Below are 15,532 nucleotides of genomic sequence, written 5' to 3'. Positions count from 1 at the left end.
AATATCTAACGGTTTTTATTCTGGGTATAAACACATTTTTGTTGCAACCTTTTGCTTTAAACATACTATATCATAAGTAATATTTGAACAATTCGGTATCTGTGGGAGCGGTCTTTTCTTATAGGAATTTTTAAAAAAACTAAAAAGAAATGCAGCTGTTTATAAAGATGGAAGGAAGTGAATTTCATGAAACAAGTAATGGGTACAGCCAAAAAGAAAAAGCATGATCTTGAACGGATTGCAGTATTACGGCTAGAGCTTGATTATGAATTAGCGGTTCTTTATGAAGCAATGCAAGAAAATAATGAAGCAATTAAAACAAAATCGAAAATGAGACTAGAAAAAATTAGAGATGAACTTCTTAAAATGAAAGCTATTTAAGGAAAGTGGTTAAGATTTTTATTCTTTTCCTCATCTATTAGGATGGGGTTCGTTTTTGTGAGTATAGGTTGTAATGCAGTAAACTTGAAATAGAAATCATTTTCCATTAAGCTAAATTTACATTTATGTTAGTACGTTTGGAGGATTCATTGTGACGAATTGGGATCAAGTACATACAGATGTAATCGAATGGATAAAGGAAGCAGGTAATAAAATAACGGAATCCTTTACACATACCTTACAGATTCAAACAAAATCGGACAGAAATGATTTAGTGACAAATATCGATAAACAAATTGAACAATTTTTTATTAAAAAAATTCGTGAGAAATACCCTGAACATCTCATCTTGGGAGAAGAAGGATACGGGGAAAACGTACATAATACAGAAGGAACGATTTGGATTATTGATCCGATTGATGGTACAGTTAACTTTGTTCATCAGCAAAGAAATTTTTCGATTTCTATTGGGATTTATGAAAATGGAATTGGGAAATTAGGATATATTTACGATGTAGTACATAAGGAACTGTATCATGTTATTGCAGGTTCTGGTGCTTATTTTAATGGAAATCGATTGCCTAAGCTTCAAGAGCCGCAACTTTCCGATGCAATCGTTGGAATTAATGCAACATGGTTAATATCTAATAAACATGTCCCAGTTGAGAATTTACATAAGCTTGTAAGAGATGTTCGTTCTACAAGATCTCTGGGTTCTGCTGCGCTTGAAATGGCATATATTGCTACAGGACGTTTTGATGCTTACATAGCAATGCGCTTATCTCCTTGGGATTTTGCTGCAGGGAAAATGCTTGTAGAGGAGCTTGGTGGATCTATTACTACGGTAAAAGGAGAACCATTAAACATCTTGGAGGGAAGTACAGTGTTTGTAAGTAAACCTGGACTGCATCAAAAAATCTTACGAGATTATTTGCTAAAATAGGAGGAGGGTGAAAATGAGTTCACCCTCCTTTTGGTATTAAAGTCTTCCTTCTTCTCTCCATCTTTTCTTAGTTTTAAAACCAAATCCTAAGATAACCATTAATAATACGATGCAGCAGAAGACACCAATAATACTGCGTTCCCCAATGGCAACACCTATTCCCATCATCATCACTGCCGCACCTATAGCATAGAGTAAAAATACCCATTTAATATCTTTCACTTTATGATTTCCTCCTTATATACACAATTGTTAAGGGTAAAGATCATTTTTGTATCCATTCTCTATAATACAGAAAAAGTTTCTGCTTTTCTAGTCAGTGTGATATAATACATAGGTTGGAGATATACTAATAATGATCGTTTTAAAGGTCAGGAGGAACAACTTTGAATAGAAGAGAAGATTTACGTAATATAGCTATTATTGCTCACGTTGACCACGGTAAAACAACGCTTGTGGATCAGCTTTTAAAGCAATCTGGAACATTCCGATCAAATGAACAAGTGGCTGAACGTGCAATGGATTCCAATGATTTAGAAAGAGAAAGAGGCATTACCATCCTTGCCAAAAATACAGCCATTCAATATAAAGATAAAAAAATTAATATTATGGATACACCAGGACACGCTGATTTTGGCGGTGAAGTAGAACGTATTATGAAAATGGTTGACGGTGTATTGTTAGTAGTCGATGCATACGAAGGCTGTATGCCACAAACACGCTTCGTATTGAAAAAGGCTTTAGAACAAAATCTTACACCTATCGTTGTGGTGAATAAAATAGACCGTGATTTTGCTCGTCCAGAAGAAGTTGTTGATGAAGTTATCGAATTATTTATCGAATTAGATGCAAATGAAGATCAATTAGAATTCCCTGTTATTTATGCTTCTGGAATAAATGGAACAGCAAGCGACAACCCTAATCAACAGGATGAAAACATGCAGGTTCTATTTGACACCATTGTGGAACATATTCCGGCACCAATCGATAACCGTGAAGAGCCATTACAATTTCAAGTTGCTCTTTTAGATTATAATGACTATGTTGGCCGTATCGGAATCGGCCGCGTATTCCGCGGAACGATGAAGGTAGGAGAACAAGTAGCATTAATGAAATTAGATGGATCTGTGAAACAATTCAGAGTGACAAAATTATTCGGTTTCTTCGGATTGAAGCGTATGGAAATTGAAGAAGCATTTGCAGGAGACCTTGTCGCAGTTTCTGGTATGGAAGATATCAATGTTGGTGAAACAGTTTGTCCTGTCGATCATCAAGATGCACTTCCGCCGCTTCGAATTGATGAGCCTACATTACAAATGACGTTTATTGTAAATAACAGTCCTTTTGCAGGAAGAGAAGGAAAATTTGTTACAGCCCGTAAAATCGAAGAAAGATTACGTGCTCAATTACAAACAGATGTAAGTTTAAAAGTAGAAAATACGGATTCTCCTGATGCATGGGTAGTGTCTGGACGTGGGGAATTGCATCTTTCCATTTTAATTGAAAATATGCGCCGTGAAGGATTCGAACTTCAAGTTTCCAAACCTGAGGTTATTGTAAAGGTAATTGATGGTGTCCGTTGTGAGCCAATTGAACGCGTTCAAATTGATATACCTGAAGAAAATACAGGTGCTATTATTGAATCAATTGGATCCCGCAAAGGTGAAATGTTGGACATGATTAATAATGGAAATGGACAAGTTCGCTTAATCTTCAATGTTCCGGCAAGGGGCTTAATTGGATATACAACAGAGTTTATGACATTAACACGCGGATATGGTATTTTAAACCATACATTTGACAGTTACCAACCAATGCAACCTGGTAAAGTCGGCGGTCGTCATCAGGGTGTGCTTGTATCCATGGAAACAGGTAAAACAACTACTTATGGAATTATGCAAGTAGAGGATCGTGGAACTATATTTGTTGAACCGGGAACGGATATTTATGAAGGTATGATTGTCGGAGAAAATACCCGTGAAAATGATATTACTGTTAACATTACAAAAGTAAAACACGCAACAAATGTTCGTTCTGCTACAAAGGATCAAACATCTGTAATCAAGAAGCCTCGTATTATGTCCTTGGAAGAGGCATTAGAATATTTAAATGATGATGAATATTGTGAAGTAACTCCGGAATCCATTCGTTTACGTAAAAAAATATTAAATAAAAATGAACGTGAAAAAGCTGCAAAAAAACAAAAGTTTGCAGAAATGAAATAATTTTAAAATGTACCATCCATAAAATATGTTATGCTAAAAGATGTGGGAATGCTTTTCTCACATCTCTATTTACATATAAAAATAAGTAACAATTTGGCTCTTTTGAATAATTTTAATTGGAAAGGAGTACTAATCTTGCCAAGCACAGATGTACATGAAAGACTTTCTTTCTTTGCCTCCTTATATCGGGTTGACCAAAATCCAGAATTAGGGATGTGGCTGCTCTATCTGACTATTATTGCGCTCTGTATTTTAGTATTTAAGCTTGGATTTGCCAAAAAGCTGCCGATATTAAAATCAGCTGTTATTTACATTTTTTTAATCTTAGGTTGTACAATATTAACTTTTCTTGGGATATTTTTGCCGATTACAGAAGGGCTAGTTGTAGCAAGTCTAATTTTGATTATTTATAAAATTCGTCTGCACAACCAGAAAAAAGCAGAGGCACAAAAAAATATATAAAGACCCGAAAGATAGATTATCGGGTCTTTATTTGTCTTCAAGATGAGTTCCATCTTCTCTGGAAGCCAATCTTGCTAATGTTTTTTTAGTTATTCTTTCATGACACTCGTCACACATATATGTATGAATAGGGCGATTTTTTAAGCGTTTGGCAATTAGTGTGTCATCATCAATAGTTTCTACTTTATCACATAAAATGCATTTCACTTTCATTCCAGATACACCTCTAAGTTTTCTGCTCCCAGGATTAAATCCCTTTCAGTATACCATGATTCATCGTGAAAAGTTATTTTTTGTGTTCTGATTGTTCTTCTTGCTGGTTCTCTAATTTTTTCTCATTTTGCTTGTTTAAATTTTGTTTTGGTTTTTCTAATGCATTATCTGGATTTTTCGCTGGGATAATATTTTTTGGAATTTCAGGCATCAGTCTCCCTGCAATATCTGCAAGCTCACGAATGATCCCTTGTCCTGGTTTACCATTTCGAATATCCCCAGCGATTTCCTTTAATCGGGCATTTATATCTGGATCAGCTACTACAATGGATTCTGCACCATATGGATCATGTTTAAGGCTTTCCGCAACGGAATACTTAATTGTTCCAACTTGTGAACGCTCAAGATTAGAATCTACGTCAATTCCTACAATCGCGTATTTTCCAAACACAACGGCGGTAGCATCTTTTACTCCATGTACGTTACTTGCTAATTGTACAAGTCTTTTCGAGATGACTTGTCCTGTTTGACGATCTACATTTTCGTTTTGATTATTTTTCATGGAAACAGGCTGAGGTGTGTTGTTTCGATTATTTTCAGCAACTCCATTCCTTTGTGAACACGAAGTTAACAATAGAAGCAGACCTATCAATAAACATATCTTTTGCAAAATTCAATACCTCCCACGGATGCCTTTATAGTAATAAGTGACTATAGGTTTTTAAACATATAAATAATCTAATAAGTTTAGAAGCATGTCTTTCAACTCCTATCGACTACCGGACTTCCGAGTCTTCTCCATACAATAAGGCTGCATCAGCTCCTGATCTACCTTGCTGTGTTTCCTAAATCTTGCGTTGAAGCCCCTTAAGGTGAAATTTGCACTTTAAATTTCAATAGTCTGTACGTCAATAAGAAAGGCGCTTCCACTTTTATATATATTGTGCAATTTTCTTCTATCTTTATTCGTTTATTCATATATTTTAGCAATGTCCGTCCACTTCTAATGAACCGGATGAAGAGAACAAACATAAGATAAATTAATCCAAAGAGGAGCAGGAGGCATCAATTTGAAAAAAATATATGTGTTAGATACTAATGTCTTGTTACAGGATCCATATGCTATTTTTTCTTTTGAAGATAATGAAATTGTCATTCCGGCAGTAGTTCTGGAGGAAGTTGATTCAAAGAAAAGGTATATGGATGAGATCGGCCGTAATGCAAGGCAGGTATCCAAATTGATAGACAGCTTTAGACAAGCAGGAAAGCTCCACGAAAAAATTCCGCTTGATAATGGTGGAGAGCTTCGAATTGAACTAAATCATCGCTCTTTTCATCAGCTTCAGGATATTTTCATCGAGAAAACGAATGACAATCGAATTTTGGCAGTAGCAAAAAATCTCTCTCTTGAAGAAGGTGCCAAGGAAAATGGAAAACAGGTTATTCTAGTTAGTAAAGATGCATTGGTCAGGGTAAAGGCAGATGCTTTAGGATTAGATGCAGAGGATTTTTTAAACGATCGCGTAGTTGAAATCGACCATATATATACTGGATTTTTAGAAATTCATATTAACATTGAGTTATTAAACCAATTTTATGAAACAGGAGAACTGCATTTATCAGAAATTACGAATCATCCATTTTATCCAAATCAATTTTTAATAATGAGGGATGCATTGGGAAGCTCTTCTTCAGCGATTGGTATGGTAGATAGATCGGGAAAGGTTGTGAAGAAATTAATTCACGCTTTTGATTCCGTTTGGGGAATAAAACCGAGAAATGTCCAGCAAACTATGGCGATAGAGCTGCTTTTCCGTACGGATATACCGCTCGTTACGATGATTGGGAAAGCGGGGACGGGAAAAACTTTGCTTGCTCTTGCAGCAGGTTTGATGCAAACAGAAGATTTACACACTTTTAAAAAGCTTCTAGTAGCGAGACCAATCGTTCCTGTAGGGAAGGATTTAGGATATCTGCCTGGAGAAAAACAGGAAAAGCTCCGCCCGTGGATGCAGCCGATTTATGATAACCTTGAGTATTTATTTAACACTAAAAAGCCAGGGGAACTAGACGCAATCTTGGCAGGTATGGGGTCCATTGAAGTAGAAGCATTAACATATATAAGAGGACGAAGTATTCCGGATCAGTTTATTATTATTGATGAAGCACAAAACCTAACGAGACACGAAGTAAAAACAATCCTAACAAGGGTGGGTGAAAGAAGTAAGATTGTGTTAATGGGTGACCCGGAGCAAATAGACCACCCTTACTTAGATGAATACAATAACGGTTTAACATATGTTCTCGAGAAATTTAAAGATGAAACTGTAGCAGGGCATATAAAATTGATGAAGGGTGAACGTTCCGGTCTTGCACAATTGGCAGCAGACATTTTATAGAACCGATATATAGTGTATGAAAAAAATAGGAAGATGTTCATAAAAAAGCAGAAGGTTACCCCTTCCGCTTTTTTACTTTCTATTATTCAATTCGAAAAGCGTTAACACTTTTTATAGGGTTGTCCTTGTTAGAACCATCTTCAAATAATATATGAATCGGACCATCTTCTAGTCGCTTACCTTCCTTTGAGAAAGCCGCTATAAACGAATATGCTTCTTCAATCGGAAAGCTGACATCTCCATTAGGTGTCTCAAGCACAAAGGTTGTACCATATGGTTCCGCAGTCTTAATAAATGGTGCAAGCTTCATTCCGAATGTTCCGGTTAATAATATTTCTTTTAAAAATCTTTTTTTAGGCTTTTGCTCTGAGGGAGGTGTAGCACCTTCTTTAATTTCACGATCAAAAAATTGCCCGACCTGTTTTGTATAATTTTCAAGCTCGTCAATTTCTGCTCTTTCAGAATCAAAATATGTATTTAAATCGATTTTACGATCATCAAAAATCCAAGTTCCTGCATCAAGTGTAATTGGATATTTTACTTTCCCTTTAAATGGTATAATCATCTTGTAATCCTCCTTCCTGCGATATAAAAATTATATCTTTTTCTGAACTAATTGTCACATTTAGTTGAACAATTTTAAGAACGGTAAAATACAAGGGGGTTGGAGGGGATTTCTTTCTTGCAATTAATACAATTTCTTAGTAAAATTTTTAAATAGGATTGTCTATTGTAAGGATCGGGGGGATCAAGTTGGCGTCTGATATTAAAGTAGATTACCGGGAAAAAGCCTATAATCTGTTGAAAATAGATGCAGAAAAAATATTGCGTTTAATAAAGGTCCAAATGGATAATTTGACGATGCCCCAATGTCCTTTATATGAAGAGGTATTGGATACACAAATGTTCGGCCTTTCCCGTGAAATAGATTTTGCAGTAAGATTGGGATTAGTGGATGAAAAGGATGGCAAGGAAATGCTCGATTCTTTAGAGAGAGAACTTACTGCGTTACATGATGCATTCACTAAAAAATAGGCATTTAAAAACTCAAACAAGTTTTTTGAATTTGTTTGAGTTTTTTTGATATTTACTTGCATTATACTTCATGAGTTTGTTTCCATATTGTTTGTTGCTTTTCGTAACTTGTTTTATATCATTAATATTAACTTGTTTTCGGGGCATCTTTTCTTAAATGGTTTATAATGGGTTTCCATCTTTAAAAGCAACATAGTTTTAGAAAAGAGCTTACATAACAAATATTCCCTTTTAATTTATCGCTTTTTAAAGAAGGATATTCTAACAATTTGAAGAATATCTTTATTAGACTAAAGGATTGGAAGGTTAATATGTTTAAAAAAATCTTAAAGTCGTTTGACTACTCCATTATCACCGTGTACATACTACTTTGTCTCTTTGGATTAGTAATGGTTTATAGTGCAAGCATGGTAACTGCAATTAGATTAGGGCAAAGCAGTGACTATTTTTATTTAAAACAATTAAAGAATATGATTCTATCACTATTTGCTTTCGGATTAACTGCGTTTTTGCCATATAAAATATATCAGTCGAATCGCTTTTTAGGAGGAATAATGCTCGCATCCATCCTAAGTTTACTGGCTATTTTTGTATTCGGACATATAGTTAACAATGCAAATAGTTGGTTAGTATTGGGATCAAGCAATATTCAGCCGTCGGAATTTGTAAAATTAAGTGTTATCATTTACTTATCAGCTGTGTATTCGAAAAAACAAACGTATATAGACCATTTTAATAAGGGGGTTGTTCCTCCACTTGCTTTTCTCATCTTCGTTTGTTTTCTTATTGTCATTCAGCCTGATACAGGAACCGCAGGGATAATCTTTTTAATAGGGATGACTATTATCATGTGCTCAGGCATGAAGTTTAAAACTTTGATGAAGCTATTTGGTGTCGGCCTTGTCATTTTAGCCATTCTTTCCCCGGTAGTGTTAATAGAAAAAGATAAAATATTTACACCTACAAAGATGGGACGAATCACTGGTTTTATGGATCCATTTGAATTATCACAAAAAGAGGGACATCAGCTTGTTAATTCATACTTTGCAATTGGATCAGGCGGGTTAAAAGGTCTGGGACTTGGTCAAAGTATTGAAAAGCTAGGATATCTTCCAGAGCCCCAAACTGATTTTATTATTGCTGTTATTGCAGAGGAGCTGGGGATATTCGGTGTAGCATTTGTGATAATTGGCTTAGCATATCTAGTATTAAGAGGGATCTATATAGGACTTAAATGCCGGGATACCTTTGGAAGTTTATTGTGTATAGGGATATCCAGTATGATTGCCATTCAAACGTTTATTAATTTGGGAGGAGCTGTGGGCCTAATTCCGATTACAGGTGTACCGCTTCCGTTTATTAGCTACGGTGGTTCCTCGCTTTTACTACTGTCATTATCTATAGGAATATTAGTAAATGTTTCTATGTTTATAAAATACGAGGAGAAGTATAAAAAGAAAAAAGATCAGCCAGCTGCTAGTAAACCAATTAAATACAAATACAATACATTTAAGGTTCACCAATGACAAATGCTAAAGCGCCTTTTTGATCGGCGTACGGATTTTGTAGTCTCTCACCTCGAGATAAAGCAAACACAGTGAGGAAGTTCACTTGCTATTGAAATTGCACTTTAAATTTCACCGAGTACAATTTGAATTGTAATTTTACATGATGTTTTACCCTCAGGGAGAAGACGGAGAAATCCGAAAGCCGATAGGCGCTTAAGCTAGACGTAGATAATTTTTTATTGGTTATCCACGTGAGGAAATTTGACATCAAAACGATCTTGCGAAGGAGAGAGGTATGATGAAAAGAATTGAAAAGGTATTGGTAGCAAATAGAGGAGAAATTGCAATCCGTGTATTTCGTGCATGTACGGAATTAAATATCCGTACTGTAGCTATATATTCGAAGGAAGATTTAGGCTCCTATCACCGTTATAAAGCGGATGAGGCTTATTTAGTTGGGGAAGGCAAGAAACCAATTGAGGCTTACTTGGACATTGAAGGGATTATTGATATTGCCAAAAAATCTAATGCAGATGCCATTCATCCCGGCTATGGATTTCTTTCGGAAAACATTGAGTTTGCTCGAAGATGTGAAGAAGAAGGAATCATATTCATTGGTCCTAAGACCGTCCATTTAGATATGTTCGGGGATAAAGTAAAGGCAAAAGAACAAGCGAAACGAGCAGAAATTCCGGTCATTCCTGGCAGCGATGGTCCTGTTAAAGATGTTGCGGAGGTCAAATCCTTCGTAAAAGAACACGGGCTTCCAATTATTATTAAAGCATCATTAGGCGGAGGCGGTCGCGGAATGAGGATCGTTAATAGTCTGCCTGAAGTAGAAGAGGCATACACACGCGCGAAATCAGAAGCAAAAGCTGCTTTTGGAAATGATGAAGTATACGTTGAGAAGTTTATCAATAACCCAAAACATATTGAAGTGCAAATCTTGGGGGACTGTGAAGGAAAGATTATTCATTTATTTGAACGCGATTGCTCTGTCCAACGACGCCATCAAAAGGTAGTGGAAGTTGCACCATGTGTATCACTCTCAGAGGATCTGCGTCAAAAAATATGTGAGTCAGCCGTTCGATTAATGAAAAATGTAAATTATGTTAATGCAGGTACAGTAGAATTTTTAGTTTCAGGGGATGATTTTTATTTCATCGAGGTGAACCCGAGGGTTCAGGTAGAGCATACGATTACGGAAATGATTACAGGCGTTGATATTGTTCAAACGCAAATTTTGATTGCTGAGGGACATTCATTACATGGGGATGTAGTCGGAATTCCCGAACAATCGAAACTAAAAATAAATGGGTTTGCCATTCAGTCCCGTGTGACGACAGAAGATCCTTTAAATAACTTTATGCCAGATACAGGGAAAATTATGGCTTATCGTTCTGGAGGCGGTTTTGGGGTACGTTTGGATGCAGGAAATGGTTTCCAAGGTGCTGAAATTACTCCTTATTATGACTCTTTACTTGTTAAGCTTTCTACATGGGGGTTGACTTTTAACCAAGCTGCATCCAAAATGGTCAGAAACTTACAGGAATTCCGAATTAGGGGAATCAAAACGAATATTCCGTTTCTTATAAATGTTGTTAAGCATGAAAAATTTATCAATGGACAATATGATACTTCTTTTATCGACACTACACCGGAGTTGTTTGATTTTCCAATAAGCAAAGACCGCGGGACGAAAATGCTAACTTATATTGGGACTGTCACCATTAATGGTTTTCCTGGAATTGAGAAGAAAGAGAAACCGCACTTTGCGAAACCACAAGTGCCGAAGCTATCCTATTCGTCTAATATTCCATCTGGAACGAAGCAAATATTAGATGAAAAAGGTGCTTCCGGTGTAATAGAATGGATAAAGTCGCAAAAACAAGTTCTATTAACCGATACAACTTTCCGGGATGCTCATCAGTCTTTACTTGCAACGAGGGTACGTACAAATGATCTGAAAAAAATTGCGGAGCCAACTTCAAAATTATTGCCAGAATTATTTTCTTTAGAAATGTGGGGAGGAGCTACATTTGATGTAGCGTATCGATTTTTGAAGGAAGATCCATGGCAGCGTTTGACAGAGCTTAGAGAGCGTATTCCTAACATATTATTTCAAATGCTTTTAAGAGCTTCCAATGCTGTTGGATATAAAAATTATCCTGATAATGTTATTCGCGAATTTGTGAAAGAATCTGCAGCTAAAGGGATCGATGTATTTCGCATTTTTGATAGCTTAAACTGGGTAAAAGGAATGGAAATTGCCATTGATGCAGTAAGACAAACCGGGAAAATAGCAGAAGCTTCCATTTGTTATACGGGAGACATTGAGGATCCTTCAAGAGTTAAGTATAACATTCAATACTATAAGGATTTAGCAAAGGAACTTGAATTGCAGGGTGCACATATTTTATGTATTAAGGATATGGCGGGATTATTAAAACCGCATGCCGCATATCGGCTAATTTCGGAACTAAAAGATGTGGTGAATATTCCGATTCATCTCCACACACATGATACAAGCGGCAACGGAATTTTTACTTATGCTAAAGCTATTGATGCAGGTGTGGATATTGTAGATGTAGCTATAAGCTCCATGTCTGGTCATACGTCCCAGCCAAGTATGAATACACTTTATTATGCACTTGAAGGAACAGAAAGAGTTCCTAATATTCCTATAAACGATGTTGAGTCACTATCAAATTATTGGGAAGATGTCCGAAAATACTATCGTGATTTTGAGAGCGGAATGAATGCTCCTCATACGGAAATTTACCAACACGAAATGCCAGGTGGGCAATATAGCAACTTACAGCAGCAAGCAAAAGCTGTTGGACTGGGTGATCGATGGGATGAAGTAAAGGAAATGTATGCAAAAGTAAATTTAATGTTTGGGGATATTGTAAAAGTTACTCCTTCTTCTAAAGTTGTCGGAGATATGGCGTTATTTATGGTTCAAAATGATTTAACCGAAGAGGACGTACTTACGAATGGTTCGAAAATAGACTTTCCTGATTCCGTTGTGGAATTATTTGAGGGTTACCTTGGACAGCCACATGGCGGTTTTCCGGTTGAGTTGCAAAAAGTAATATTGAAGGACAAGTTGCCAATCACTGTTCGACCTGGGGAATTATTAAAAAATGTAGATTTTGACGAATTGCAAGATACATTGGCAAAGGAAGTCGGTAGTAACGAAATAACCAAATTAGATACCTTATCATATGCCTTGTATCCGAAAGTGTTTTTAGATTACATGAAAACCGTTGAACAATTTGGGGATGTTTCAGTGATTGACACTCCGACTTTCTTTTATGGTATGAATATAGGCGAAGAAATAGAGGTTGAGATTGAAACAGGTAAAACCTTAATTGTTCAAATGCTATCGATCGGACAGCCAAGACCGGATGGCACAAGAATCATATATTTTGAATTAAACGGACAACCGCGTGAAGTCGTTATCCGCGATGAAAGTTTAAAATCTACTATTGTACAAAAGGTAAAAGCTAACCCTAAAAACGAAGAACAAATTGGTGCTACCATGCCGGGGACTGTCATTAAGGTCATTGTAAATAAAGGTGATAAAATACAAAAAGGGGATCACCTTATGATTACGGAAGCAATGAAAATGGAGACAACCGTGCAAGCGCCATTCTCCGGAATTGTGAAGGAGATTTATGCTGCTAACGGTGAATCAATTCAAACAGGTGACTTGTTGATTGAATTACAGAAAGCATGAGAAAAGCGGAAGCGCCGCAGCAAGGCAAAGTAAAAAAGTGCAGACACTTGTCTGCACTTTTTTACGTCGTTTTATTTACATGTTTGTGATGCTTAATGTAGTATTGGTTTCGGCTTACAAGCAAAAGGAAATAGCTTAAAAGTCCGAATAAACAGGATATAAACAAGGCATGAATTAATTCAATGTAAAGATTCCCTAAAGAAAATATTATAGATGCCCCTGCTAAAACCTGTAATAGTACAAGTGTAAAGGCAATAATCCAGCCCCAATATAAAATAGGCTGCTGTTTATAATTTTTAATCGCTATAATCATGATATAAGCAATCCATATAAAAATTAATGCAGCAGCACATCGATGTCCCATCTGAATCCATTGATGAATGTTTGTCGGAAGTAAAGTCGAATCATTAAAGCACAACGGCCAATCCAAACAAGTCAAACTTGACTTTGTATGGCGAACAAGGGCACCGGAATAAACAACTAGATAACTGTAAATCGTTACTCCAATAATGTGAAACTTCATCCTTCGGTCAATAATTAATTTAGCAGCATTGAATTTCTGATCGATTTCAAAAATTAGCATTGTCAATAAAAGGACTGAAGCAAACGAGATCAACGATATCCCAAAATGCAATGCAAGGACAAAGCTATTTTGACCCCAGACAACAGCTGCAGCCCCAATTAGTGCTTGCAGGACAAGGAAAAATAACGATAATACTACTAAAAACTTAGTTTCCCTTTTATCCCCTATCGCTTTCCAAGACCATATTCCCAATATTAATAGTACAATCCCGACACTGCCTGAAACCAATCGATGTGCAAATTCGATAATCGTTGCAGGTGTTAGCGGGCTCGGTATGATTTGACCATGGCACAGGGGCCAAGACCTTCCGCATCCCATTGAAGAGCCTGTCTTCGTCACTAAAGCTCCGCCGATTAAAACAAAGAGCATTCCGAGTGTTGTTAATACAGCGAGCCATTTTAATCCTCGATGCAATCTATACACCAACTTTCAATTAAAAATCATTATGTATTTATTTAAAATATTTATTTCTTAAGGCTCTTTTCATAAACTTTGTTGTTTTGCAGACGAATACCTTATAAAACTTCTTTGTGGTCATAGTGAACGTGGCACCCTGAAAATTAATTTATAAAGTAATGGTAGCAATTTACGAAAACAACACTTTAAAAGATAAACAGTTAATCCAAATAATAGATCAAGTTCACTTACTGATACTACATAAATAAGAAAAAAAAGACAACCGAAAATTTTGTTACAGCCATTATCATTCAAGAGATTATTCCCTTTTCTTTTTAAATAATCTACACAAAAAGTGGGAATAGTAACAAAGAATACAATAACGACACAATTTTGCCATAATTAAGTCAAAAAAAGTTCACAATAATCACAACAATTATGATTTAATATGATTCTGACGGCTTTTTTATGAAACAATGAATATAAAAAGTCTATTTATGATATTTTTGTGGTAAACTTTAAATGTCGGTTTTTCGGGCAATATTTTCCACTCGTTGGCTGTAAAAAAATGAACAATTAACGACAATTTGTGGAAATATAGAAATTACACAAGAAATTGTTTTATAGTAGAACTATATGTATATCTTAACAACTTGAGGGGAGGGAAAAAAATGTCCGACAGTCGTGTTATAACCGGTGTAGAAAAAACAGAAATTCCTGAGACAACCGCGTTAAAAGATTTTCTATCGTTAATTAAAATAGGAATCGTTAATTCAAATCTAATTACAACATTCACTGGATTGTGGTTAGCAATCGTATTTACAGATAAACATTTTTTTCAATCTCTTGATATTGTCTTTCTTGCATTGGTAGGTTCTGGTTTAATAATGGCAGGATCATGTGCATTAAATAATTATATTGATCGTGATATAGACCAAATCATGCACAGCAAAAGAGCAAGACCAACAGTAACAGGTAAGATTAGTGCTGGAAAAGTTTTAGCACTTGGACTTAGCTTCGTTATTATCGGATTGATTCTATTATTTATGACTTCCATTACTGCTGGAGTAATTGGTATAATTGGAGTTTTTAGTTATGTAGTTCTTTATACCATGTGGTCAAAACGATTATTTGTAAGCAACACGATCATTGGTAGTATTCCAGGAGCAGTGCCTCCATTAATTGGCTGGGCTGCAGTAGATCCTCATTTACATACAGTGGCCTGGATTATTTTCATATTAATGTTTATTTGGCAACCACCGCATTTTTACGCATTAGCGATGAAAAGATGTGAAGAGTATAGAGCAGCAGGTATTCCAATGCTGCCAGTTGTAAAAGGTTTCAAAACAACAAAAAATCATATGGTTGTTTGGGTTGCATGCTTGCTGCCGCTTCCATTTTTCCTATTTTCACTAGGATTGCCATTTGTTATTTTGGCTACTGCCTTCAATATCGGTTGGCTAGTACTAGGTTTATATGGTTATAAAATGAAAGATGATTTAAAATGGGCGAAGCTTATGTTTGTTTATTCGCTCAATTATTTAACCATATTATTTGTCGCAATGGTTATCCTAACTCTTATTAGATAGGGAATTCTTTCTTTAAAGAGAAATCCAAATATATTTTTTGTCCTTGTAAACTTATA

Annotated in this window: 14 protein-coding genes; 9 read left to right on the top strand and 5 right to left on the bottom strand. The window is 35.9% G+C overall.

Going from position 1 to position 15,532, the window contains the following annotated elements:
• Window positions 1-186: 186 nt before the first annotated feature.
• Window positions 187-381 (top strand): YkzI domain-containing protein, encoded by a 195-nt coding sequence (locus AN964_RS15495; protein ID WP_055740554.1) that lies wholly within the window; start codon window positions 187-189, stop codon window positions 379-381.
• A 148-nt stretch (window positions 382-529) separates the two neighbouring features.
• A complete protein-coding gene (locus tag AN964_RS15490; protein WP_200915623.1) occupies window positions 530-1,324 on the top strand; it encodes an inositol monophosphatase family protein in 795 nt (264 codons plus the stop codon).
• Between the two features lie 36 nt (window positions 1,325-1,360).
• Here AN964_RS15490 and AN964_RS15485 read toward each other — a convergent pair whose 3' ends face one another.
• Window positions 1,361-1,546: a YlaF family protein gene (locus AN964_RS15485; RefSeq protein WP_055740552.1), complete on the bottom strand. Its 186-nt coding sequence runs from the start codon at window positions 1,544-1,546 to the stop codon at window positions 1,361-1,363.
• A gap of 164 nt (window positions 1,547-1,710) precedes the next feature.
• Here AN964_RS15485 and typA point away from each other — a divergent pair, with 164 nt between their 5' ends.
• Both typA and AN964_RS15475 read left to right on the top strand, forming a co-directional pair.
• Window positions 1,711-3,549, top strand: a complete 1,839-nt coding sequence (gene typA, locus AN964_RS15480) for a translational GTPase TypA (RefSeq protein WP_055740551.1) — start codon at window positions 1,711-1,713, stop codon at window positions 3,547-3,549.
• Window positions 3,550-3,684: 135 nt separating this feature from the next.
• On the top strand, window positions 3,685-4,011 hold the full coding sequence (locus AN964_RS15475) for a YlaH-like family protein (RefSeq protein WP_055740550.1): 327 nt from the start codon (window positions 3,685-3,687) through the stop codon (window positions 4,009-4,011).
• A gap of 27 nt (window positions 4,012-4,038) precedes the next feature.
• Here AN964_RS15475 and AN964_RS15470 read toward each other — a convergent pair whose 3' ends face one another.
• Window positions 4,039-4,224, bottom strand: coding sequence for a YlaI family protein (locus AN964_RS15470; protein ID WP_055740549.1), 186 nt, complete (start codon window positions 4,222-4,224; stop codon window positions 4,039-4,041).
• 73 nt (window positions 4,225-4,297) lie between these two features.
• Window positions 4,298-4,894, bottom strand: a complete 597-nt coding sequence (locus AN964_RS15465; protein ID WP_055740548.1) for a YhcN/YlaJ family sporulation lipoprotein — start codon at window positions 4,892-4,894, stop codon at window positions 4,298-4,300.
• Between the two features lie 400 nt (window positions 4,895-5,294).
• Here AN964_RS15465 and AN964_RS15460 point away from each other — a divergent pair, with 400 nt between their 5' ends.
• Window positions 5,295-6,623 (top strand): PhoH family protein, encoded by a 1,329-nt coding sequence (locus AN964_RS15460; RefSeq protein WP_055740547.1) that lies wholly within the window; start codon window positions 5,295-5,297, stop codon window positions 6,621-6,623.
• An 82-nt stretch (window positions 6,624-6,705) separates the two neighbouring features.
• On the opposite strand, the gene AN964_RS15455 is transcribed toward AN964_RS15460, so the two are convergent.
• Window positions 6,706-7,188, bottom strand: coding sequence for a hypothetical protein (locus AN964_RS15455; RefSeq protein WP_055740546.1), 483 nt, complete (start codon window positions 7,186-7,188; stop codon window positions 6,706-6,708).
• 188 nt (window positions 7,189-7,376) lie between these two features.
• On the opposite strand from AN964_RS15455, the gene AN964_RS15450 reads away from it, so the two are divergent.
• The 3 genes from AN964_RS15450 to pyc all read left to right on the top strand — a co-directional run bounded on the left by AN964_RS15450 (window position 7,377) and on the right by pyc (window position 12,908).
• Window positions 7,377-7,658 carry an Fpa/YlaN family protein gene (locus tag AN964_RS15450; protein ID WP_055740545.1) on the top strand — a complete coding sequence of 94 codons (282 nt, stop codon included), beginning with the start codon at window positions 7,377-7,379 and terminating at the stop codon, window positions 7,656-7,658.
• A 311-nt stretch (window positions 7,659-7,969) separates the two neighbouring features.
• Window positions 7,970-9,184 (top strand): FtsW/RodA/SpoVE family cell cycle protein, encoded by a 1,215-nt coding sequence (locus AN964_RS15445; RefSeq protein WP_055740544.1) that lies wholly within the window; start codon window positions 7,970-7,972, stop codon window positions 9,182-9,184.
• A gap of 280 nt (window positions 9,185-9,464) precedes the next feature.
• Entirely contained in the window at window positions 9,465-12,908 is a 3,444-nt protein-coding gene (gene pyc / locus AN964_RS15440; protein WP_055740543.1) for a pyruvate carboxylase, read from the top strand.
• A gap of 61 nt (window positions 12,909-12,969) precedes the next feature.
• Here the strand turns inward: pyc and AN964_RS15435 are convergent, their stop codons facing one another.
• On the bottom strand, window positions 12,970-13,905 hold the full coding sequence (locus AN964_RS15435; protein WP_055740542.1) for a COX15/CtaA family protein: 936 nt from the start codon (window positions 13,903-13,905) through the stop codon (window positions 12,970-12,972).
• Between the two features lie 653 nt (window positions 13,906-14,558).
• On the opposite strand from AN964_RS15435, the gene cyoE reads away from it, so the two are divergent.
• A complete protein-coding gene (gene cyoE, locus AN964_RS15430; RefSeq protein WP_055740541.1) occupies window positions 14,559-15,476 on the top strand; it encodes a heme o synthase in 918 nt (305 codons plus the stop codon).
• The last annotated feature ends 56 nt before the right edge of the window (window positions 15,477-15,532 follow it).

Origin of the sequence: Heyndrickxia shackletonii, from assembly GCF_001420715.1 — a bacterium.
In the GTDB taxonomy this organism is placed as follows: Bacteria; Bacillota; Bacilli; order Bacillales; family Bacillaceae_C; genus Margalitia; species Margalitia shackletonii.
Note: the sequence above shows the minus strand (reverse complement) of the source record. Positions and strands in the feature narration are given on the sequence as shown.